20 protein-coding genes are annotated in these 22111 nt (G+C 48.6%); 18 read left to right on the forward strand and 2 right to left on the reverse strand.

Going from position 1 to position 22111, the window contains the following annotated elements; genetic code table 11:
• The first annotated feature begins 23 nt into the window (after positions 1-23).
• From KZ483_RS09275 to KZ483_RS09335, 14 genes are all read left to right on the forward strand, one after another.
• Positions 24-1727: an ABC transporter substrate-binding protein gene (locus tag KZ483_RS09275; protein ID WP_220352358.1), complete on the forward strand. Its 1704-nt coding sequence runs from the start codon at positions 24-26 to the stop codon at positions 1725-1727.
• 12 nt (positions 1728-1739) lie between these two features.
• Positions 1740-3239 (forward strand): glycoside hydrolase family 43 protein, encoded by a 1500-nt coding sequence (locus tag KZ483_RS09280; protein ID WP_220352359.1) that lies wholly within the window; start codon positions 1740-1742, stop codon positions 3237-3239.
• A gap of 51 nt (positions 3240-3290) precedes the next feature.
• The gene (locus tag KZ483_RS09285; protein ID WP_220352360.1) at positions 3291-3488 is read left to right on the forward strand and encodes a hypothetical protein; all 198 of its coding nucleotides are present in this window, start codon (positions 3291-3293) and stop codon (positions 3486-3488) included.
• 26 nt (positions 3489-3514) lie between these two features.
• Positions 3515-3643 (forward strand): hypothetical protein, encoded by a 129-nt coding sequence (locus KZ483_RS28425; RefSeq protein ID WP_258881613.1) that lies wholly within the window; start codon positions 3515-3517, stop codon positions 3641-3643.
• 48 nt (positions 3644-3691) lie between these two features.
• Positions 3692-3928, forward strand: coding sequence for an extracellular solute-binding protein (locus KZ483_RS09290; protein WP_220352361.1), 237 nt, complete (start codon positions 3692-3694; stop codon positions 3926-3928).
• Positions 3929-3948: 20 nt separating this feature from the next.
• Positions 3949-4143 (forward strand): hypothetical protein, encoded by a 195-nt coding sequence (locus KZ483_RS09295; RefSeq protein WP_220352362.1) that lies wholly within the window; start codon positions 3949-3951, stop codon positions 4141-4143.
• Positions 4144-4310: 167 nt separating this feature from the next.
• A complete protein-coding gene (locus KZ483_RS09300; RefSeq protein WP_220352363.1) occupies positions 4311-5456 on the forward strand; it encodes a response regulator transcription factor in 1146 nt (381 codons plus the stop codon).
• A gap of 36 nt (positions 5457-5492) precedes the next feature.
• Entirely contained in the window at positions 5493-7466 is a 1974-nt protein-coding gene (locus KZ483_RS09305; protein WP_220353352.1) for a beta-galactosidase, read from the forward strand.
• Positions 7467-7521: 55 nt separating this feature from the next.
• Positions 7522-8169 (forward strand): SGNH/GDSL hydrolase family protein, encoded by a 648-nt coding sequence (locus tag KZ483_RS09310; protein WP_220352364.1) that lies wholly within the window; start codon positions 7522-7524, stop codon positions 8167-8169.
• Between the two features lie 258 nt (positions 8170-8427).
• Positions 8428-8832 carry an alpha-L-fucosidase gene (locus KZ483_RS09315; protein ID WP_258881614.1) on the forward strand — a complete coding sequence of 135 codons (405 nt, stop codon included), beginning with the start codon at positions 8428-8430 and terminating at the stop codon, positions 8830-8832.
• Positions 8833-9111: 279 nt separating this feature from the next.
• On the forward strand, positions 9112-10785 hold the full coding sequence (locus tag KZ483_RS09320) for a cellulase family glycosylhydrolase (RefSeq protein WP_220353353.1): 1674 nt from the start codon (positions 9112-9114) through the stop codon (positions 10783-10785).
• Positions 10786-11423: 638 nt separating this feature from the next.
• A complete protein-coding gene (locus KZ483_RS09325) occupies positions 11424-12869 on the forward strand; it encodes a family 43 glycosylhydrolase (RefSeq protein WP_220352365.1) in 1446 nt (481 codons plus the stop codon).
• Between the two features lie 354 nt (positions 12870-13223).
• The gene (locus tag KZ483_RS09330; protein ID WP_220352366.1) at positions 13224-13895 is read left to right on the forward strand and encodes an ArsR/SmtB family transcription factor; all 672 of its coding nucleotides are present in this window, start codon (positions 13224-13226) and stop codon (positions 13893-13895) included.
• A 138-nt stretch (positions 13896-14033) separates the two neighbouring features.
• Positions 14034-15347, forward strand: a complete 1314-nt coding sequence (locus tag KZ483_RS09335) for an MFS transporter (protein ID WP_220352367.1) — start codon at positions 14034-14036, stop codon at positions 15345-15347.
• A 293-nt stretch (positions 15348-15640) separates the two neighbouring features.
• Here the strand turns inward: KZ483_RS09335 and KZ483_RS09340 are convergent, their stop codons facing one another.
• Positions 15641-16399 (reverse strand): MBL fold metallo-hydrolase, encoded by a 759-nt coding sequence (locus KZ483_RS09340; RefSeq protein WP_220352368.1) that lies wholly within the window; start codon positions 16397-16399, stop codon positions 15641-15643.
• A gap of 120 nt (positions 16400-16519) precedes the next feature.
• The gene (locus KZ483_RS09345; protein WP_220352369.1) at positions 16520-17437 is read right to left on the reverse strand and encodes an SDR family oxidoreductase; all 918 of its coding nucleotides are present in this window, start codon (positions 17435-17437) and stop codon (positions 16520-16522) included.
• 138 nt (positions 17438-17575) lie between these two features.
• Here KZ483_RS09345 and KZ483_RS09350 point away from each other — a divergent pair, with 138 nt between their 5' ends.
• From KZ483_RS09350 to KZ483_RS09365, 4 genes are all read left to right on the forward strand, one after another.
• Positions 17576-17923 carry a winged helix-turn-helix transcriptional regulator gene (locus KZ483_RS09350; protein WP_258881615.1) on the forward strand — a complete coding sequence of 116 codons (348 nt, stop codon included), beginning with the start codon at positions 17576-17578 and terminating at the stop codon, positions 17921-17923.
• A 599-nt stretch (positions 17924-18522) separates the two neighbouring features.
• Positions 18523-19449: an ABC transporter permease gene (locus KZ483_RS09355; RefSeq protein ID WP_258881616.1), complete on the forward strand. Its 927-nt coding sequence runs from the start codon at positions 18523-18525 to the stop codon at positions 19447-19449.
• 24 nt (positions 19450-19473) lie between these two features.
• On the forward strand, positions 19474-20355 hold the full coding sequence (locus tag KZ483_RS09360; RefSeq protein ID WP_397376164.1) for a carbohydrate ABC transporter permease: 882 nt from the start codon (positions 19474-19476) through the stop codon (positions 20353-20355).
• A gap of 77 nt (positions 20356-20432) precedes the next feature.
• Positions 20433-22016: an extracellular solute-binding protein gene (locus KZ483_RS09365; RefSeq protein ID WP_220352370.1), complete on the forward strand. Its 1584-nt coding sequence runs from the start codon at positions 20433-20435 to the stop codon at positions 22014-22016.
• The last annotated feature ends 95 nt before the right edge of the window (positions 22017-22111 follow it).

The following is a 22111-nucleotide window of genomic DNA, read 5'->3' on the forward strand; positions in this document are numbered from 1 at the left end:
AAATTCAAAAGGGGAGAGTAAGAATGACAACAAAGATTAGTAGAAGTGCGAAAGTGGTTACGGTGTTGGCTCTTACGCTTGGCCTGCTGGCAGGCTGCGGTGGAAACACGACTAACAAGCCTGAGGATACTGGTCAGCCTGCAGCTTCGACGAACGATAACGATTTGAGCCCGGTCACGTTCTCCTTCTTCGGTGCCGATCCTAATCCGAACTGGAACAAGATGCAGGACGATGTCGGCAAAGAAATCACAAAGCTCACGGGCGTTACGCTTGATGCCGAATTCCCGGTAGGAGATGCTTCGCAAAAGGTGGCTCTGATCGCAACGAGCGGCCAATACCCGGATCTGATCAGTCCCAAGGCGGAACTGAACAAGTTGGTAGACGCAGGGGCCATGCTTGATCTTACCGATCTCATCGACAAACACGCCCCCAACATCAAAAAGATGTTAGGCGATCAAATCAAGCGTCTGCGCTACAGCAACGATGACAAATCGATCTATGTTATTCCGACTTACTCTGCCGTCGATCAAGTTAACTTCGTCGCAGCCGGCGGATTCAGTCTCCAGCACCGCGCGGTAAAGGAAGCCGGCTACCCGCCGATAAAGACGCTGCAAGATTACGAGAATGTCATCAAATCCTACCTGGATAAGCATCCCACAAATGAAAACGGGGACCCAAACATCGGTCTGACGCTCAATGCTGATGATTGGCATACGTACATCTCCGTTACGAACCCGGCTGCAGATTCGACGGGGAAGGCCGGCGACGGCGAATGGTATATCGATCCGAAAACCTATGAAGCAACCTATCACTACCGCACGGAAGGTGAAAAGGACTATTTCAAGTGGTTGAACCATATGTTTAACACCGGGCTGCTCGACAAGGATACTTTCGTTCAGAAGAGCGACCAATATAATGCAAAGATTGCTTCGGGACGGGTGATCGGGTTGATCGATGCCGACTGGAGTTTCGGAGATGGTTTGAAGTCGCTTAAGAAAGACGGCAAATTCGATCAAACTTATGGGTATTTTCCCGTGATGCTGTCCGACAAATATAAGGACAACCGTCTACAGTCGACAGGCTTTATGGCCGGCTGGGGGGTAGGCATTACGACGAGCTGCAAGGACCCGGTCCGCGCTATCAAGTTCCTGGATTTCCTTGCTTCCGAGAAGGGTCAAATCCTGAACAACTGGGGTGTTGAAGGAAAACAATACATCATGGAGAACGGCAAACGGGTGGTTCCGGCTGATGTGCAGAATCGCATCAACAACGACAACACGGCGTTCAGCAAGGAATCCGGCATTGGTTTTTATGGATACAGCCTTAAATACGGCGACGGCGTCAAGGATTCTACCGGCAATTACTATACGAAGAATTTCCCGGAACTAATCGTTCAAGGCTACTCCGATACCGATAAGCAAACCCTGCAGGCATACGGCGCCAAGACTTATGCGGATCTGTTTACACCTATGCAAGAATTGCCGGTGAAGCCTTGGGGCGCCGCTTGGAACTTGTCAGTACCGGCGGACGACGAGGTCTCAATCCTGCAAAACAAGATGAAGGACATTACCTGGAAGCGGATCCCTCAAGCCATTATGGCCAAACCGGATCAGTTCGATAAGATCTGGGACGATTACCAACAGGATTTGATCAAAGCCGGCGTGGAAAAAATGGAGAAAGGATTTACGAAATACGTTCAGGATCGCGTCAAGCTTTGGAACGAATAGGAGTGTACCTTTGTGCAGTATAGCAATCCGGTTATTCCCGGTTTTTATCCCGACCCGAGCATCTGCCGGGTCGGGGATGATTATTATCTGGTGACAAGCTCTTTCGAATATTTTCCCGGTGTCCCCCTATTTCACAGCAAGGATCTTGTCAATTGGCGCCAAATCGGACATTGTCTTATGACCGAGCGGCAGCTGCCGCTGGCAAACGCGGGGAGCTCGGGAGGGATCTATGCCCCGACAATCCGTCATCACGACGGCTGGTTCTATGTGGTGACGACGAATGTGAGCGGGATCGGCAACTTCTATGTCCGCAGCGAGCAGCCCGAGGGTCCCTGGTCCGATCCGGTACCTGTCATGCAGGAAGGCATCGATCCTTCTCTGTTCTTCGATGAGGACGGCCGCGTATACTTTCAATACGCTTGTTACGGCAGTATCTACCAATGCGAGATCGATATTTCAACCGGAAGCATGCTGACGGAGAGCACTCTGATCTGGGAGGGTACCGGCGGGGCTTATCCGGAAGCCCCTCATCTTTACAAGGTTAACGGTCTTTATTACTTGATGATATCCGAGGGCGGGACGGAGTACGGCCATATGGCGACAATAGCGAGAAGCGATTCTCCCTATGGTCCTTATTCACCGTGTCCCCATAATCCGATCTTGTCTCACAGAAGCTTGAACAGCAGCATACACGCCACCGGGCATGCGGATCTGGTACAGGCACATGACGGAAGCTGGTGGGCGGTATTCCTGGGCATCAGACCTGTTTCCTATCCCTTCCGGCATCATCTGGGCAGAGAGACTTTCCTGGCACCCGTGTCGTGGACAGCCGACGGGTGGCCGATCATCGGTGAAGGCGGGCGCATCGAGCCCCTTATGGAGGCTCCGAAGCTGCCGGAAGTCCGTTGGCCGCTGAAGGCAACCAGGGATGATTTCGACGAACCAACGATGGGTTTCGACTGGATCTTCATGCGAAATCCGGCGCCGGAAAGCTGGTCGCTTCACGAAAGTCCGGGGAATCTTGTGCTGCGCGGGAATAAGACGTCGCTTGACGACGCCGGCGCTCCCGCTTTTGTGGGCCGCAGGCTGTGCCACCTGTCATGCAGCATAGCTGCCTTGCTGAATTACGAGCCGGAAAGAGACGGTGAAGAAGCCGGACTTACCGTATATATGAACGCAAGGTATCACTACGACCTGGCCGTCAAGCTCAAGGAAGGCCGCAAGGTGATCGTATTCAGGCGAACCGTAGGATCACTGAGAACGGAAAGTGTGTTAGATTGCCCGGCGGGCTCTGTCATACTGAAGTTAGAGGCTCGGCCGGAATGGTTCGCCTTCTCCGTCCAGCCGGATCAATCCGATGAACTTGAATTAGGCTCGGGAGAATCGCATTTGCTCTCAACGGAGGTAGCAGGCGGCTTTACGGGCGTAATCGTTGCGATGTATGCGTTGTGCGAAACGGGACATGGCTCGCCGGCACGCTTTGATTGGTTCGATTATAATCCAGTGTTTTAGGATATACGGCGATCCTAACAAGTTGGCTAGCCGTGGGACTCACCGCCGACATTGTCATTCTATCGAGCGGATATACTCGAGGAGAACGGCTTCCCGAGCGATCCGAAGGAGCTTGCTTTCTATATGTCCAAGCCGGAACAATTCCTGGACATGGCGCAAGCGCTCAAGGCGAAGGGCATCTATCTGCTCGAATTCAACAGGACGTGGATATCTCTACTCTCGGCGAAGGCTTCTTTGATTGAAACCTGAACTTTATCCGAAATACAGACAAATATGTGGAAGGTCTGAAGCTTGCCGAGCGGGTGAAGCAATTGGGGCTTGCGCTTAATAACAGCGCGTTCTGGAGCGATCCGGGTAAACAAGCGGTAGCATCCGGTAAATTGGCGATGGTTTATTACGGCTAGTGGATCGCGGGCAAACATTCAGGAGGCGGCTCCGGATTCGGTCGGCAAATGGAGAGTGACTCACCTGCCGCTCGGGCAGGCGGTTGCGGCAGCGGATCGACGTTAGCTATCCTGTCGCAAAGCAAGAACAAGGAGCTTGCCTGGGAATTCATCAAGTTCCTGCTCGCATCGGACGAAGGCCAGAAGGCTTGGGTAGAAGGCGGCGGAGCTCCGGGCTACAAGCCGGCATGGTCGTTCCCTAAATTCAAGGACTTCACGACTCCGCTGACAGGCGAACAGAAATAAATGAAATCGGCGCGGAAGCTATGGAGAATTCAACAGATACGTCTATCGCAACCCCGCTGGACGCCAAAGCGTCGGAAATCTGGAATAAAGGCATCGACGAAGCGATTGAGAAGAACAAGGACCCGAAAGCGGCGATTCAACAAATCGCCGATGACATCGAAAAGGCCGTAAAGGCTGACAAGGACAAGCTGAAAGCGGACTTGGGCATCCAGTAATTTAGATTGTCGTACCGGGTCCGTTTCGAAGGAGCCGTCGCGCTTGGCGGCTCCTTCGAAACGCACCGCTTCCAGGTTCTGTGTGTGAAATATGGAGGACGCAGCCCAATCGATGGCGTGGGAGCGCCCTTTACTTTTCTTCGGTCTGAAGGAGAGGGGGATTCTCATTGCATAAGGTCATTCTCGTTGATCATGAAGAGGGAATACGCCATCAATTGCAAGAGACGGTTGATTGGGAACGTCACGGTTTCGAAGTCATCGGTGAAGCAGGTAATGGCAGGGAGGCGTTGCTCTTGCATGATGAATTACGGCCTGATCTGATCGTCGTCGAAATTAGCATCCCTGTGATGGATGGCTTGCAAGTGATGGAAGAAATTCGAAAGACAGATTCGGATTGCCATATAGTCATCTTAAGTCGTCTTTCAGACTTCTACTATGCCAAGACTGCGATTTCACTAGGGGTAACCTCTTATTTGTTGAAACCGGCAGAAGGAATTGAAATCGAGAAGGAATTGATGCGAATCGGAAAACGGATGCAAAAGAAGTCTGATTTCGAAGTCGCAGTGCTGCAAAAGAAAGAGCTTTTGTACTGGGGGGGGAGGGGAAATAACGACAACAGAGCGAATATGATGCGGCAGGAGGCGCCTGATATCGGTACATTATCGGACAAACTGTGCTACGCCATCGATATAGGGAATCGATCCTTGCTCTGTCGCGTGCTTGAGGAAGGACTGAATTCAATCGCGCAATACGACGGAGCCGAGCAGGCTGTCAAAACGGCGACCTCACAGTGGATCTCGCTCACGCTCACCAAGCTGTCGAAAACCAATGAAATTGCATACGTCGTTGTACAAGACGCTTTATCTGTGATTTCTCATATTTATGAGCAGCCCGATTACAAGACACTACAGCGGATGCTCGAAGACAGGCTGATGCTTCTTCTCGATCGGATAGGATCGGACTGCAGGGAATCGGTTATCAAGCAAGTATTGGACTTTGTAGAACGTCATTACGACGAGAATTTGAAGTTGGAAACGCTTGGAGAGCTGTTTCATTATAATAGCGGATACTTGGGCAGATTATTTAGAAATGCCACAGGCGACGCTTTCCGCACTTATCTAGATAAGGTGCGAATACGAAATGCCAAAATTTTTCTTGAGAGCGGTCTCAAGGTTCACCAGGTTGCTTCCCGGGTAGGAATCTCCAACGTCGACTATTTCAATAGGAAATTCAAAAAATATATAGGGGAAAAACCGTCCCTATACAAAAGAAAAACCGTCTCGTTTCAAGGCGAAATCGCTCAAAATGAATGACAGTTCGCTAACCATCAGGAGGTTGTTTTCGTGAAAATGGGAGTCGATTACTATCCCGAGCATTGGGAGCGCACCATGTGGGAGCAGGACGCGAATTTGATGCGCGAGACAGGCGTAAGCCTTGTTCGGGTAGCCGAGTTTGCTTGGTCACGCCTGGAGCCGGAAGAAGGAGGCTATGATTTCTCGTGGCTAGATGATGCGATAGACGTCTTTGATCGCCAGGGGATCAAGGTCGTCATCGGCACGCCGACTTGTACGCCGCCGAATTGGCTCGTGAACCGGTTTCCCGATGTGCTGCCTGTAGATGCCGTGCTTCATCCGCGCTATCCCGGGATACGCGGACACCGCTGCTATAATAGTCCGTCCATGCGATTATATGCAGAGCGAATTGTAGAGAAGCTTGCCAGGCACTATTCCAATCATCCGGCCGTTATCGGCTGGCAGGTTGACAACGAGTTCAGCCTGAACGAATGCCATTGCGAGAGCTGCAATAAGCAATTCCGTCGATGGCTTTCGAACAAATATGGTTCGCTTGATGCCATCAACGAGGCCTGGGGGACGGTCGTGTGGAGCGGCGAATACAGCAGCTGGGACCAGATTACGACCCCGCTTGGCGGTACGGCATACAAGAATCCATCGTATCTGCTCGACTATAAACGGTTCGAAACCGACTCCGTCGTCGAATTCCAACAGCTGCAGGTAAATATATTGCGGCGTTATTGTCCGGAACATTTTGTTACCCATAATATATGGAGCTATCCGATGTCGCTGGATTATTACAAGCTTTGTGAGACGCTGGATTTCGCCTCTCTCGATTATTACCCGAACACGAGTCCGGAGAAAGCAGTTTCGAGCGGTTACAGCGGCGCGTTGACACTTGATTTGACACGGGGTATCAAGAGAAGCCCTTTCTGGATCATGGAGACGATCAGCGGCCCGCCCGGCTGCTGGTTTCCGATGTGGCGGACGCCTCATCCGGGGCTCATTCGCGCGTATGCATGGCAGTGCATTTCCCGCGGAGCGGACGCACTCGTGCATTTCAGATGGAGAAGCGCTCCGATTGGCGCCGAGCAATTCTGGCACGGGTTAATCGACCATAGCAATGTGCCCGGCCGGCGCTTCGAGGAATATCGTGTGTTGTGCGAAGAAGTCAACCGGCTTTCTGAGGTGCTGGGCGGGTCTGTGGTGCTGAGCGAAGCAGCCGTGCTGCATTCGCACGACCTCTACAATGCGTTTGGAATACAGCCCCAAGTGGAAGGAATGCATTATTTCGATCATTTGAAGCTGTATCACCGGGCTCTGACCAAGCTGGGCATTGTGGCCGATGTGGTCAATATGACCGAGGATTTGGGCGGCTATCGGATGATTATAGCCCCATCCCTCTTTCTAACGGACCAGAGTCTTGCCGACCATCTGGAAACCTGCGTTAAGAACGGGGCTACTCTTATTTTGACGGCACGTTCCGGAGTCAAAAACATGAACAACGTATGCTGGATGAGTCCGCTGCCCGGTCCTTTGGCCGATGTTGCGGGAACGACCGTCGCGGAATACGATCCGGTCGGGAACGATATTCACGCGATCAGGACGAAAAGCGGTAAAACATATTCGTGCAGTCAGTGGTGCGATATTCTTGAGCCTGCGGGCGCGGAGACGATCGCCTGGTACGAAGACGACTTCTTTGCCGGTAAAGCGGCAGCTACGGTACGCGAACTAGGGAAAGGCAAAGTTTATTATTTGGGCACGATTGCCGAGGAGAGCTTCTATCTGGATCTTTTCCGAGAGGTGGTTCGCGAGGCCGGGGTAAACCGTCTCCCCGGACTGCCGGAAGGCGTGCAAATTTCTGTGCGGAGTAAAGGTACCACACTTTACATGTTTATTATGAATCTTACGCGGAAACGGCAGATCGTTTCTATTGGCGGCGAATTTTCGAGTCTCCTTCTTCGCAAGACGGTCGGGCCGGAGCTGGATTTGGACCCGTACGGAGTAGAAATCGTGAAGATGGAACAATAAGTGTCTCAATCCAAGACAAATCAATAACTTATTCAACAACGAAAGGAAATCGAACATGAATCAAGGACGGCAAACCATTCTGTTTCAGGGAGATTCCATAACCGATGGCAACCGGTGCCGCAATGAGGATCCTAATCACATTTTGGGACACGGCTACGCTTTTATCATTGCCAGCAAGCTCGGCTTCGAGTTGGCGCGCAGCCAGCCGCATTTCATCAACCGGGGCGTCAGCGGTAACCGGGTTTCGGATTTATACGCCCGCTGGGACGAAGACGCGATCAGATTAAAACCGGGCTTGATCAGTATCCTGATCGGCGTCAACGACGTTTGGCGGATTATGTCAGGTTGTTCGGGCGACCGTTTCGAAAGAGCGTACCGGCATTTGCTGGCGGAAACGAAGGAGACGCTGCCTTCCGCTGGAATTGTGCTCTGCGAGCCGTTTATATTGAAAGTCGGGGTGACTGAGGAGAAATGGGACGAGTGGCGAATACGGATCGATGACTACAGTCGTATCGTTCGCCAGTTGGCCGAGGAATACGATGCGGTATTCGTTCCCTTACAGGCGGCGTTCGACAAGGCCTCGTCCGGCATGGATCCCGCCTATTGGATATGGGACGGCGTTCACCCGACGGCTGCCGGCCATGAGCTCATTGCCCGAGAATGGCTGTCCGTCGTTCAGAACAGCCCGTTAGTCATTCGCTGAAACGAAGCCGAACTAAGAGCTCTGTGCCTGTTGTCTTCCAAATCGAGATGGAATAGGAAAAGGATTGTGGTTACTTGAACCTGAAGGTTATCGAGATATAACCGGATCAATTGCTGCCCGGTATTGTCCATGGATAATCACCGAATAAGTAAATGTAGATAATTTTATACAAAAGGTAGTTAGGATTCTATATTCATGTGTCTACAATAATACTGCTAGCTGTTAAACTGCAGCAATAAAACAGGAAGCTTTGCTGGCATGGTTAAGGCGCAAATCGCCAAGGGTCCTTTCGAACCCGCATTTGAATCGCTCAGGAACTTCAAGTGTCCGGATTGGTTCCGGGATGCCAAGCTCGGTATCTGGTCGCACTGGGGCGCACAATCGGTTCCCATGTACGGGGACTGGTATGCCCGAAATATGTATTACGAAGGTTCCGAACAGTATCGGTACCATATTCGCCATTACGGACATCCGTCTACATTCGGCTACAAAGATATCGTACAGCTGTGGAAAGCGGAAAAATTCGATCCTGAATCGCTGATGGACTTGTACGTGGCCGCTGCGCCAAGTATTTCGTTGCGCAAGCTATGCACCACGACAACTTCTTCAACTATGATTCGAAAATCCACTGCTATGAAAATCGAATTTTTAGTGATTTTTTAGATGGTTTTTTTATGTATTATTAGGAATGTCTTGCAGTTACAATAAAATAGAACCGCTTACATTCCACTAAGTGGGTGCATGATAACCACATCGAACCGCAGTCGCAAGTGCGCTGTAGGCTGGTTCGTTTCGTGACACTGCTGTGCCGCATTTATGGAAAGGATATTCATCCAAATTTTTTACTGTCAATTATGATGCTGCTCATATGCAGGGTCAGTAAATCTATGAAACCAAAGGAGAATTTCAGTGAACACAAAGAGATCGTATTTATCCGTAGTCATGGCCGTTTCCTTGCTGCTTTCGCTTTTCTCGCCCCTCAGTCCGGCCGCAGCTTCCGAGAAAGAAACCCCGATGCAGTCCTATGTCAGCGCGATGCAGCCGGGATGGAACCTGGGCAATACATTGGATGCATTTAACCCGAATGATCCGGAGACAGAAGGTGACGAGACGGCTTGGGGCAACCCGCGCGTCACCAAAGAATTTATTAAGGAAATTAAGAAGCAGGGGTTCAAAAGCATTCGTATTCCGATTACATGGGATAAACGGATGGGCGGCGCACCGGACTATACAATTAATCCGGATTGGATGAACCGGGTTCAGCAAGTTGTCGATTGGTCGCTCCAAGAGGGTCTGTATGTCATGATCAACGTTCACCACGACGCTTGGAAGTGGCTCAGAACGATGCCGGCGAATCATGATGAAGTAATGGCTCGGTATACCGCCATTTGGACGCAAATTGCCGACCGCTTCAAGAATCATTCCAACAAACTGATGTTCGAAAGCATCAACGAACCGGAATTTTTAAACGTCGATACAACGACGCAGCTCGCACTTATTGATGAGATCAACACAACCTTCGTCCATCTTGTAAGACAGACGGGTGGCAACAATGACGTTCGTCCGCTTGTGCTGCCGACATTATATTGCAATGCCGAGAAATTGCGTGTGGATTCTCTTGCAAATACGATTGCCAAGCTGAACGATCCGAATTTGATCGCTACAGTACACTACTACGGCTTATGGCATTTCGGTGTGAACATTGCGAACTACACGAAGTTTGAAGGCGACGCGATTAAGGATGTCGATACAACGATTAGCAATGTATACGATGCGTTCGTATCGAAAGGAATTCCCGTTATTGTAGGCGAATACGGACTGCTCGGCTGGGATGCAGCTGACGGTGTGCCCCAGCATGGCGAGATGTTGAAGTTTATCGAGTATTTCACCTCTAAATCCGTAGAGAACAAAATTACCCTTATGCTGTGGGACAACGGCGGGCGTTTTGACCGCAGAGCGCTTCAGTGGAGAGATCAGGAGCTTTACAATTTGATCATGGCCAGCTTGAAGGGCCGCTCTTCCACCGGCGAATCCGATTTGATCTTTGTCAGGAAAGACGCGCCGGCTCAGGACACTGTAATGCCCTTGAACTTGAACGGCAATGTGCTGACCAGCATCAAAAACGGAGACTACGAATTGATTAAAGGCACTGATTATGTGTTGAACGGCGAAGACCTGATCTTCAAAGCTAGTTTTCTTGCCAAGCTGACCGAATCGGCCGAACTCGGTGAGGTTGCCTTATTGACGACCCGATTCAACAATGGTGCCGATTGGACCTTCCATGTACAATACAATGACACGCCGGTCCTGCAAAACGCGGAAGGTACAACCGGAAGCTTTGCGATTCCAACAGCCTTCAACGGTGACCGTCTTGCCACGATGGAGGCCATGTACGCTGCGGGGGGCAACGCCGGTCCGCATAACTGGACTTCGTTCAAGGAGTACGGCCGGAATTACTTACCTTCTTATGCAACGAATGAAATCAAACTTACAAGCGGTTTCTTCAAAGAAGTAAGCGATGGTGAGGTCATTCTGAAGTTCCACTTCTGGAGCGGCGCAATTATCGAGTATAAGATTACGAAGAACGGCACGAGCATCACAGGCACAGCTTTGTAATAGCCGGAATTGGATGAATGGAGCGGGAGGCGAAAGGACGATTTCGCTTTTCGCTCCAAATGGGTAACAGCGCGATAGTTCAAGCTCCAATGGTTATTTTAGAAACCATGCTTTAATCAGATTTTTTTTCAGTGTGGAAGTTTGCGCAAATGTTGATGCATTGCCGGTTTTGTTAAAAAAGTGCTTGCTATTGGCTTTCCGATAAGTCAATGGCAAGCACTTTTTTGTGCTTCCGGCTCTTGTTTGGATCATCATACAAAGATGCATAAATATACATCATTGCTCTTGGCGGATATTCTTATCAATGACGAAAACCAGCCTGTCACATCGCTTTTTAGGCAAGTGTCTTTCTCGGGCGAACGCTATGATCTTTTTTGCCTATGAGCGGCGTAAGATTTTTGTTGAGTCAAGTCAGAGGAGTCTTTGAAGTTTGGAAGGCTCCAATATAGGGAAACTAAGCGGGCCTTCCTTGGACCAAAGCAAGGGCGGAAGGCCTGGGAGCAAAAGCACTTGACGATGGATTCGGTAAATATATTGCGGCGAAACATTCAATTTTGCAGTGAATTTATGATTAATTAGTATGGTTGTTCAGAGGGCGCAGAACAGGTAATATAGGTTAACAATCGCTTTGTGAAAGGATGACTATCTTGATTCGACAAAAAGGGGATTTAAAAGACGGCACTTTTCTGAACCCGATACTATCCGGCGATTATGCGGATCCTTCAGTCCTGCGCAGTGGTGATAATTATTATATGACGCATTCGAGTTTCACGTTTGCTCCCGGTTTATTGATATGGCATTCCAAAGATCTTGTTAACTGGAGACCGGTCACAAGAGTGCTGAAGCAATACCTGGGCGACGTATGGGCCCCGGAATTTATAGAGCATGAAGGAACATTCTATATTTATGCCCCAATCAATGGAAGAATCATCGCTTTTACCGCACCATCTCCTGAAGGACCTTGGAGCGAGCCTGTCGATATCGGATTACAAGCAATTGACCCTGGTCATGTTGTGGATAATGAGGGAAACCGTTATCTGCATACGGGTGGGGGCTTCATGACCCCATTAACGCCTGACGGGTTATCTATCCAGGGAGAAACGACTAAAGTATATAGCGGATGGACTTTTCCGGAAGAATGGATTGTGGAAGGCAACTTCCTGGAATCACCGAAGATCACCTATCATAATGGATATTACTACTTAACGTCTGCACAAGGCGGGTCTTCAGGTCCCGCTACCAGTCATATGGTAGTCTCTGCAAGATCCAGAACGCCTTGGGGGCCATTTGAAAACTCCCCCTATAATCCAATTGTTCGCACCCAAAGCAGAAATGAACGCTGGAGTTCAAAAGGTCACGGAACTCTTGTTGATACGCCTGAAGGAAATTGGTGGATTATTTACCACGCCTATGAGAAAGAATATTACACATTAGGGAGACAAACCTTGCTTGAACCCGTTGTTTGGACGGAGGATGGGTGGTTCCGCATCCCTGAGCAGGTCGCAGCGGACAAACCGATAAACAAGCCGCCGGGTTCTGAAGTTCCTCATGGTTTTAATCTCAGTGATGATTTTTCCGGTCCTGACCTTGGTTTACAGTGGAGTTTTTATAAAAAGGCTGAACATCGGAATTTCCAGCTTGAGAACAATAAGCTCGTACTTGACGCGGCTGCACACACCTCACCGCTTGTATGTATGCCTGAACATCATGCTTATGAGGCTTCAGTGAAGATCACGGTCGAACCCGGGAGTCAGGGCAGGCTGCTGCTTTTTTACAATGATTCCGTCTACAGCGGGATGGGTATATCAGACGAAGGAGTCTATGGGATTATCAGAGGATGGCAGACTCCTGCTGTTCCCAGTGCGGGAAGCACAATGTTCATGCGGATGCGAAATGAGCATCACGAAGTCGTCTTCTACTATAGCCATGACCGGCAAACCTGGACGAAACTGCAGCATTCATTTGAGACATCAGGTTTACATCACAATGCTTTAGGCGGGTTTCTCGCTTTACGAATTGGTCTTGATGCGATTGGACAAGGATCTGTTTTATTTGAAAACTTTGAATACAAAATAATCGAATAGTGGCATCAAGCATCAACCGGTCCTCACCTTGTTATTAAGGGAGCTGCATTCTTGCAGCCCCTTTTTTCCGCTTTCTAGGCCGCTTAAGGCCTTCTTATATTGACAGCAACGTCCAGTTTTGCGGGAAAGGTTCTCCAAGTACCCAATAGGATCGTAGGAGCTCCATTATAATTTTATTACGCGGGATGACCGATGCAGCGTAATCCAGCACCTGACGGACATGCGGAATAGGCGACACCTAGCGTTTTCAAGGGTACTGTCGCATAATATCCGATGTAATTATGACTTGACGAAAAAACCCGATCATTACTACAATTCAATTAATTAATTGAATAATCAAAGGGGAATGGGAATATGAATAACGAGCAACCTGATCGTGGTTTCAAAGAGGACTTGTTCCGACAATTCGCTCGAATTGGGAAATGCTTGTCCAGCGATAAACGGCTGGAACTCTTGCATCTATTATCCCAAGGGCCCAAGCCTGTGGAAAAATTGGCACAGGTAACGGATATGAGCGTGGCAAACGTTTCACGTCATCTCCAGATATTGCTTGACTCCAACTTGGTGAAGTTTAGCAAGAAGGGGACTTATGTCATTTATACGTTGGCTAGCCCTGAAATTGCGGAATTCTTAACCTCTCTATGGCGAATATGTGAGAAGCAGCTGGCAGACATTGCACGTCTAAAAACGGACTTTATGAGTCAGTATGAGGATTACCATACCCTCTCGCTGGAGGAAGTGCTAAGCAAAATGGAGGAAGGAAGTATTATCTTGCTAGATGTGCGACCTGCTGATGAATTTGAGGCCGACCACATTTCGGGTGCCATTTCCGTCCCGATGGAGGAACTGCATCACTACCTGCAAAGTCTTCCAAAAGATATTCAGATCGCCGCTTATTGCCGCGGGCCTTATTGTGTATATGCAACCAGAGCGGTGGAGAATATGCGTCGGGAAGGATTTTCAGCATACCGTTTGGAAGAAGGTGTTTATGAGTGGCGCGAGTACTTAGTACAGAGGAAACATTAAGCCAGGCAGTATCCAAACTCGTTTCATCAAACGAAATAGAAAAGAACCCTACGGTTTGAGCTATACCGATGCGTATGGCTTTTTAAATGCCCAATAATTAATTATTCAATTGATTCGTTAAATAGAAGGAGAATAAATATGTCAGAGTATCCCTTGCAGGTTGGAGATAAAATAAAAAGCCTCCCGAGTCAACTGAATGACTACGTAGAATCACCTGAGAAGCAGCGTCATTTGTATAAAAGGACTATGATAATCGTAATCGCTTCTCAAATTTTTGGCGGGGCCGGATTGGCTGCAGGCATTACGGTGGGGGCGCTGCTTGCACAAGACATGCTTGGAACAGACAGCTATGCTGGAGTTCCCGCTGCATTAACTACGTTAGGTTCCGCTGCTGCGGCGCTTTTAGTCGGTCGCCTTTCCCAGCGTTTGGGCCGCCGAACCGGGTTAGCGACGGGCTTCTTAGCGGGCGGGCTAGGAGCTGTAGGCGTCGTCCTCGCTGCCCTCTTCAATAACTTACCGATGCTCTTTCTTTCATTGTTGATTTATGGGGCTGGTTCGGCCACAAATTTGCAGGCGCGATATGCCGGCACAGATTTGGCGCAGCCAACACAGCGGGCAAAAGCGATTAGTACTGCCCTTGTCTTCACGACATTTGGCGCGGTCGCCGGTCCGAATCTCGTAAACATCACAGGTCGAGCGGCCGCTTCGATAGGTGCTCCTGCATTATCTGGGCCCTTTATGCTGGCAGCCTCGGCGTATATTTTAGCCGGTTTGGTGCTCCTCATTTTCCTTCGACCTGATCCTTTCATCGTTGCCAAAATCATAGCGGAAGCGAAGCATGCCAAAGAAAGCCATAACGGTACGGAGATAACCAGTGCTTCTAAAGTGAGTGTTCATAAACCGGGCCTCATCGTCGGCGCAACGGTGATGGTACTAACCCAAATTGTAATGGTCGCCATTATGACCATGACTCCCGTTCACATGATGCATCACGGACACGGGCTGGGGGAGGTTGGTGTTGTCATCGGCATCCATGTTGCTGCGATGTATCTTCCATCTTTGATTACCGGTGTACTCGTTGATAAGTATGGGCGAAGAATGATGTCCTATGCCTCCGGTGTTACTTTGCTCCTGGCAGGCCTGCTGGCTGCATTTGCGCCCGGTGATTCAACGTTACTTCTCGTTCTTGCGCTTGCGCTGCTTGGGTTGGGCTGGAATTTTGGCTTAATAAGCGGGACTGCAGCCATTGTCGATGCGACACCGCCGCAGGTTCGGGCAAAGACGCAAGGCACGGTGGATGTTCTAATCGCTTTGGCCGGGGCCTCCGGAGGTGCCCTATCTGGAGTGGTTGTGGCCCAGTCCAGCTATTCCACGCTTTCCTTGGCAGGAGGATTCCTATCCTTGGTTCTTATTCCGGTTATCGTTTGGGCGCAGAAGAAGCGGAAGGCATGATGCGTTATTCTTTAGTTTATGTGTATACAGCGGTTTATGGAAGACAGAAGAAAAGTAAGGTTGGATCGGCCGCTCCCAATTCTCCAACAACCCTTATCTGAACGTATTGGTGGAAGACTTCCGCATCTATAACAATCCATTAACCGCTGCGCAAATTACTCAGGTTATGAATCAGTAATCTGTGTTTAGGATATGAATGAAACAGAAAAAGTCCGGGACATGAACGTCATGTCCCGGACTGTTGCTTTGGCCGGTTTACCCGAAAATTGGATTCGACTATTGGGATATCCTAACTAAAATGTGTATGTTTCACCGTCATCCGGAACCAAAATGGTGGAGGAAATTCCCTTTTCATCAATAAAGCTTTTTAATTCTTCCCTTGATAATGTCCAGTGATTTACAGCCTCCATATGACTGGAAATTATTATCGCGTCAGGGGCAGTCTTATATACTTCATAGATATCATCTTTCCCCATGATTAAAGAACCGCTTCCAAAAAATTGATTATCGCCGCCATTAACAATGATGACCTCAGGCTTATGAGTATCGAGCGTTTCTTGAACAGCTTCATACCAAACCGTATCACCGGCTACATATAACGTTTTTTCGTTGGGGTGGTTGAAGACAACGCCGCACACGTTTCCGGCCAGTTTTAATATTTCGCCTCTTCCGTGCTGGCCTTTCGTTTTCCTTAACCGGATCCCCTCGAAGACTGTATCTTCTTGCAAAACCTCAACATTTTGGAACCCGGCATTTCGAACTTCCTTTGCATCCTCTTCATTTTGTACAAATATCTTGATCTCTTTCGGCAACACTTCTTTTGCTGCATCATCAAAGTGGTCCGGATGCAGATGAGTGATGATTACAGCATCTGCATAAATAAGATCTTCAATGGATAAGGGCAAGCTGACTAAAGGATTAAACTGATCTTGTCTTAAAGAATTGGGGAAAGGCGGGTAAGTACCCTTCTCCGCCAGAATCGGGTCAATTAAAAATTTTTTACCTGCATAATCAACGACTAAAGTTGCGTTTCTGATTTGTTGAATTTTCATGATTGAATCCCCTCATATCATAAGGTTTGTATAGCTAGATAAAACAGTCATACATCTGTAACCGGAAAAATCGCCCCAGAGTGCGGCTATCGCGGAGTCTGCGGTGACTTTAGTAATGGGTCAGCTGTTTACGTTCTCCCCGGCGGCAGGTGCGAAAAATCCATGCTGTGCAGCTTGTTTGACCCACTCCACGAGCGGAGTGCCAGGTGCAGCAGTACGCAACTCGTCAATGACTTGGTCTGGCTTGGGCAGTAAGTTCGTATTTAATCCAATCCATTTGTACGAATCGGCCAAGCCGGCTGCAGTTTCCTTGCCTAATACTGGAGCTAACGCTTCTTCGAACGCTTCCACAGGGAGAGAGAAAAACTGTATCTCACGGTCCAATGCAGCACTGAATTTCTCAGCCAGTTGATTGCCGGTCAGCAACTCAGGCCCTACGATAGGCAATGCCTGCCCTGCCAGCTCTGGATGGTTAAGCGCATATACACCGTAAGCAGCCGCATCTTCCATGCTGATCCAGGTGATTGCAGAATCGGCTGGTATAGGATAAGCCAGTGTTTGGTTGCCTACAACTCCGGGGATTAGGAAGTTTTCCATATAAAATGTAGGTTGAAGGATGATAGATGGAATGCCGCTTTGCTTCACATAAGCAATCAATTCTCTCTTAATATCATAGGCAGTGACACCTGTAATATCATCCGGAACGAAACCGCTGGTATTAAAAACGAGAAGCTTAACATTGGCATGTTTGGCGGCATCTACGGTATTGTGGATGAATTGGCGATTACGCTCCAGGTCATAGTCCACCGGTAACAGCAGGAACACTTTGCTGACGCCATCATGAGCTGAGGTGAGACTGTCTGCATCGGACAGATCGCCAACAAAGGCAGTAATGCCTCGCTTTCGAAGCTCGGCGGCCTTGTCCGAACTTCTTACGATCGTATGAACGGTGTCTCCTTCATTCAAAAGCTTACGAGCGACTGCACCTCCTTGTACGCCGCCAGCTCCATAAATCAATACTTTATCCTTAGTTGCCATTGATCATCATCCTTTCGTTTACTAAAAGTAATTTACTGATTATAGTTAAATCATATAGGTTTAAATCTAAAGATATAAGTACGCACATTAAGGATATAGAGTATCTTTGAGGATACCTTAAATAAGGAGGGAAACAGAGTGGATGAACAATACTCACAGTGCTCACCATGTCCGGTTGAATTTACGGTCAATATGGTTGGAGGCAAGTATAAGCTTGTCATTTTGCACAAGCTTTCGATTCATGGGGTGAGACGGTTCAATGAATTAAGAAAAGATTTTCCTAATATTACACACCGTACACTCACTCGCCAGCTGCGTGAGCTCGAAAGCGATAGGCTGATTAACCGACGAGTGTATTCTGAAATTCCACCCAAGGTAGAGTATTCACTATCAGAGACTGGTAAGAGCCTTTATCCTATATTTCTCCAAATAGAGAAATGGGGCCTGGACTATATGCAAAATATCCAAAATAGTGTCAGGCAGTAACAAGTACGTACCGGTACGAGTGGCGGCAGGAGGTTCTCGAAGATCACCGCGGATCGGCGGAGAAAGCAGTCAGTTTCATGCGATGGACCGCAGACGGGGTAAGATGGCCAGCCGATCATCTTGACGGATATAGAATGCTTAACATTGACTTTTGACATATCAATGTTAAGCATTTTTTGTACTGGATATTGAAGCAAATAGAGAATGCATAAATATGCATTTGCATTCCGCGGATAATCTCATCAACCATGAAAATCATTCCTTTTCGAGTATTTTAGCTAAAGCCTTTCTCACTAATAATGAAAACGCTCCCCGATTAATCACGTTTTTCAACGCCGCTTTTTCAATAATTCTGACGCCACTCAGTCAATGTGTATCCAGACTCTTTATTCGATTATCCTTTCTTCATGAGCCTCTTGGCGATCTGTGTGTCATTGGTCGCAACCCTCCACAATCTCGGTAGAATGACCTTTAAAATGGACACAGGTTTATTGCAAATGAACCGTTTTCACGACTAATTTGGTAGTCCTATAATAGGAATCAAGAAAGAGAGAAAGCGCTTCCTGAGGAGGGGGATTACCATTCAAAAGCAGCAGCTATTGCTCAAGCAGCTTCACAAGCAATTCCCATTTCACGTATTTGTATGGCTTGGGATATTGTTTCTACTTATTTTTAGCTACATTCCCATGTTCGGCATTATTATCGCATTTAAAAACTATAAAATTTCAACCGGTATTGAGGGAATATTCACAAGCTCATGGGCAGGTTTAACACATTTTAAGGCACTGATCGACGATTATAATTTCCCGAATCTGGTTAGGAATACACTCATTCTAAGCATTCTGAAGGTTGTTTTTTCTTACCCGGTCCCGATCCTGTTTGCCATAATACTCAGTGAGGTCAAGAATGTCGCATTCAAGAGGTTCGTACAAACCGTCAGTTATTTGCCGCATTTTATATCATGGGTTGTTGTAACGGGGATTGCATACGCTTTCTTTTCCACCGGTTATGGGATCTTTAACGAGCTGCTGCTTTCGCTCGGCATATTGAAAGAGCCGGTCGATGTTCTGACGGATCCTGACTCGTTCTATGGCTTAGCCGTAGCCTCCGCGATCTGGAAAGAAGCGGGCTGGTGGACGATCATATTCCTTGCTGCTCTTGCCGGTATTGATCCTTCGCTATATGAAGCGGCCGAGATGGATGGCGCCGGCAGAATTAAACGCATCTTGTATATCACTCTGCCCGAATTAAAAAGCGCAAGCATCGTTGTCCTTATACTGTCCGTCGGCAGCATGCTTGGCGGGGGACTAGTCGGCTCGAACTTCGAGCAGTCGATGCTGCTTGGCAACTCGCTTAACAGCGAGAAGTCGCAAATTATTCAGACTTATGCATTTAACATCGGGCTGGCGCAGGGCAGATTCTCGTTCGCGGCGGCTATCGATCTCATGCAATCGGTCATTTCCCTGTTCCTGATCTATACGAGCAATGCGATTGCCAAGCGGGTATCGGGAACAGGTTTATTTTAAAAAAGAATAGGGGGTGGCATACTCGTGCAGCGAAGAAAGACGTTGGAAGACCGGTGCCTTGACTCGTTCATCATGGTCGTATTGGTGCTCATTGTTTTTATGACTTTATATCCCTTTTATTACATTCTGGTTATTACCTTCAATTCCGGTACGGATACCACACTCGGAGGGATGTACTTATGGCCCAGGGATTTTACATTCGGAAACTATATTTACTTTCTTAAAGACCCGAAATGGCTCAGCGCGCTTGGGATGTCGCTGCTTCGAACCGTCGTTGGAACGTCGCTTGGGGTTTTGTTTACCGCGATGGTTGCTTACGGTCTTGCAAGACGTGACCTGCTCTTCCGGAAAAGCTATTTCTTTATCATCGTCTTTGCCATGAATTTCTCCGGCGGACTGATCGCCTACTATGTCGTGCTGAAAAGCTTGGGACTTATCAACACGTTCGGCGTGTACGTGATTCCTGGCATGCTCAATTTGTTTTTCCTGCTCATCGCCATCTCGTTCTTCAACGACATTCCTGAAGAGCTCGGTGAATCGGCACGAATGGACGGCGCGAGCGAGCTTCGCATTTTTGCGCGCATCATACTTCCGGTATCCATGCCACTTGTTGCGACAATGAGCCTGTTCATGGGTTCTGGCCATTGGAATGCATGGCTGGATTCCGCCTATTTCGTACAGAATGAGGGACTTCGGACGTTGACTTACCGCATGATGCAGGTGATCAACCAGTCTATGATACCAACTGGAGACGCGGCATCTGCTGCAATGTCAAGATCGAAAGTGACTCCTTTCTCCATCCAGGCTACTGCAATGGTCGTATCGATTGTCCCGATTCTCGGGGTGTACCCGTTTTTGCAAAAGCATTTCGTCTCCGGTATGATGCTCGGGTCTGTCAAGGGCTGACGTGTGGTTTTATAGCATCCCGGTATTAAGGGCACCGGGAATGCTTAAAATAAAAATGATTAATCGGGGGGATAAAAATGGCTAAACGCTTCAATAGCATCACCATGCTCATGGCTCTTCTGCTTCTGCTTGGCAGTATACTGGCGGCATGCAGCAAGAGCGAAAATAACGGCGGAGCCGCAAATGGCAATGGAACTGCTGCAGACTCCAACAAAGAAGGTAACGGCGGCAGCGAACAAGGCGACTGCACGAAACCGGTAGAACTCAGCATGTTCGTCGATGCCACCTGGTATCCGTTTCAGGAATGGTCCGGTGAAATTCCAGAATTTATTACAAAGGCAACCTGCATAAAGCCGAAGGTAACGGTGGCAACCGATGACAAGCAGCTTGCTTTGATGGTTGCTTCCGGCGATCTGCCCGACCTCATCCTTTCTTTCAACTTCAAGCTGATGTCGGATGCTAATGTGAGCCTTCCCTACAATGAAATATTTCCGAAGTACGCGCCCGACGTCAAATTCGACCCGGTGAAAGAATTCGTCAACACCGTCAGCGACGGCAATTATTACGCGATCCGGAATGATTTCTCGACCGAAGCGGAATGGAAAGCGAATCCCTACGCGCATATGATGGTTCCGGGCCTCTCCTTGCGCAAAGATATTTTGCAGGAGCTTGGGAACCCTTCGATCAGTTCGCTTTCCGATCTGGATAAAGTGTTCGCCGATGTCAAGAGGAAGCATCCGGACATTACGCCGCTTATTATAAATCCGAACTGGCAGAGACCTTATTTTGATGTGCAATACGGCGCTCAGGGAGGGTTCGCGGATGAGAACGGAAAGCTCATCTACTACCTGAAGCAGGACGCCTTGCGTAAGTCGGTTCTGTATATGAACAGCTTGTACCGCAATGATTTTGTGACATCGGAGAATTATGCCTATAAGAATGAAACCGAGACCGAGCAAATGATGCTTGCCGGCAAAGGATTCGCTTATACGTGGACATACTCCGGGGCAGAGCGCCTCAATGCGGACGCCAAGGGTAAGTACGAGTTCGTGCAGCTTGCAGAACCGCTCAGCCCGGATGCGAAAATCGTAAGTACCGGAACCGGCGGTTTGGGCGCTTATGTCACGAAGAACAATAAGAACGTAGAAGCTACCGTGAAATTCCTGAAGTATATGTACTCCGAAGAAGGTTGGAGACTTGGCGAATGGGGCGTCGAAGGAAAGGATTGGACCTGGAATCCGGCCGGCTATCCGGAATTCAATTATGACGTCAACGACCTGGAAACGCTGAAGAAGAAAGGCGTATACTGGTGGGGCGTACCATGGGAAACGGGCGTCGGAATGGCCTTAACGTCCTATAAGGAGGGTTCGGAAACGACCCGGCAAGGAGAGCAGTATTCCAAAATTATCACATTAAACCCGGCAATCGGCATGATTAACCCGGATACGGATTCGCCCGAACAGATTATTAAAGCGAATATCGATAATATGGTAAAAACGGAAATGACGAAGGTTTATCTGGCGCCAAGCCAGGACGAGGCAAACAAAGCTTATGATGAGATTCTCAAAAAAGCGGAGAAGATGGGATTAGAGAAGCTGGAAGCATGGGCGAATTCGCAATACGGCCCGTTGAAGGAAAAATACGACAGTTTGACGAAATGAACGCCTTCCCTATAGAATGAACGAAGAAGCATACGGAATGTAAGGTCTTTCATCAGGCTTTACATTCCGTATGCGTCTTTTGTCAGCACACTTCA

The organism is Paenibacillus sp. sptzw28, assembly GCF_019550795.1.
Classification (GTDB): domain Bacteria; phylum Bacillota; class Bacilli; order Paenibacillales; family Paenibacillaceae; genus Paenibacillus_Z.

Bases quoted from the DNA above. Each gene is read 5' to 3' on its own strand.
- KZ483_RS09295 (WP_220352362.1), top strand. From the start codon at position 3,949: ATGGAGAATTCAACAGATACGTCTATCGCAACCCCGCTGGACGCCAAA.
- KZ483_RS09310 (WP_220352364.1), top strand. From the start codon at position 7,522: ATGAATCAAGGACGGCAAACCATTCTGTTTCAGGGAGATTCCATAACC.
- KZ483_RS09275 (WP_220352358.1), top strand. From the start codon at position 24: ATGACAACAAAGATTAGTAGAAGTGCGAAAGTGGTTACGGTGTTGGCT.
- KZ483_RS09340 (WP_220352368.1), bottom strand. From the start codon at position 16,399: ATGAAAATTCAACAAATCAGAAACGCAACTTTAGTCGTTGATTATGCA.
- KZ483_RS09315 (WP_258881614.1), top strand. From the start codon at position 8,428: ATGGTTAAGGCGCAAATCGCCAAGGGTCCTTTCGAACCCGCATTTGAA.
- KZ483_RS09320 (WP_220353353.1), top strand. From the start codon at position 9,112: ATGGCCGTTTCCTTGCTGCTTTCGCTTTTCTCGCCCCTCAGTCCGGCC.
- KZ483_RS09290 (WP_220352361.1), top strand. From the start codon at position 3,692: ATGGAGAGTGACTCACCTGCCGCTCGGGCAGGCGGTTGCGGCAGCGGA.
- KZ483_RS09335 (WP_220352367.1), top strand. From the start codon at position 14,034: ATGTCAGAGTATCCCTTGCAGGTTGGAGATAAAATAAAAAGCCTCCCG.
- KZ483_RS09345 (WP_220352369.1), bottom strand. From the start codon at position 17,437: ATGGCAACTAAGGATAAAGTATTGATTTATGGAGCTGGCGGCGTACAA.
- KZ483_RS09330 (WP_220352366.1), top strand. From the start codon at position 13,224: ATGAATAACGAGCAACCTGATCGTGGTTTCAAAGAGGACTTGTTCCGA.
- KZ483_RS09305 (WP_220353352.1), top strand. From the start codon at position 5,493: ATGGGAGTCGATTACTATCCCGAGCATTGGGAGCGCACCATGTGGGAG.
- KZ483_RS09325 (WP_220352365.1), top strand. From the start codon at position 11,424: ATGACTATCTTGATTCGACAAAAAGGGGATTTAAAAGACGGCACTTTT.
- KZ483_RS09365 (WP_220352370.1), top strand. From the start codon at position 20,433: ATGGCTAAACGCTTCAATAGCATCACCATGCTCATGGCTCTTCTGCTT.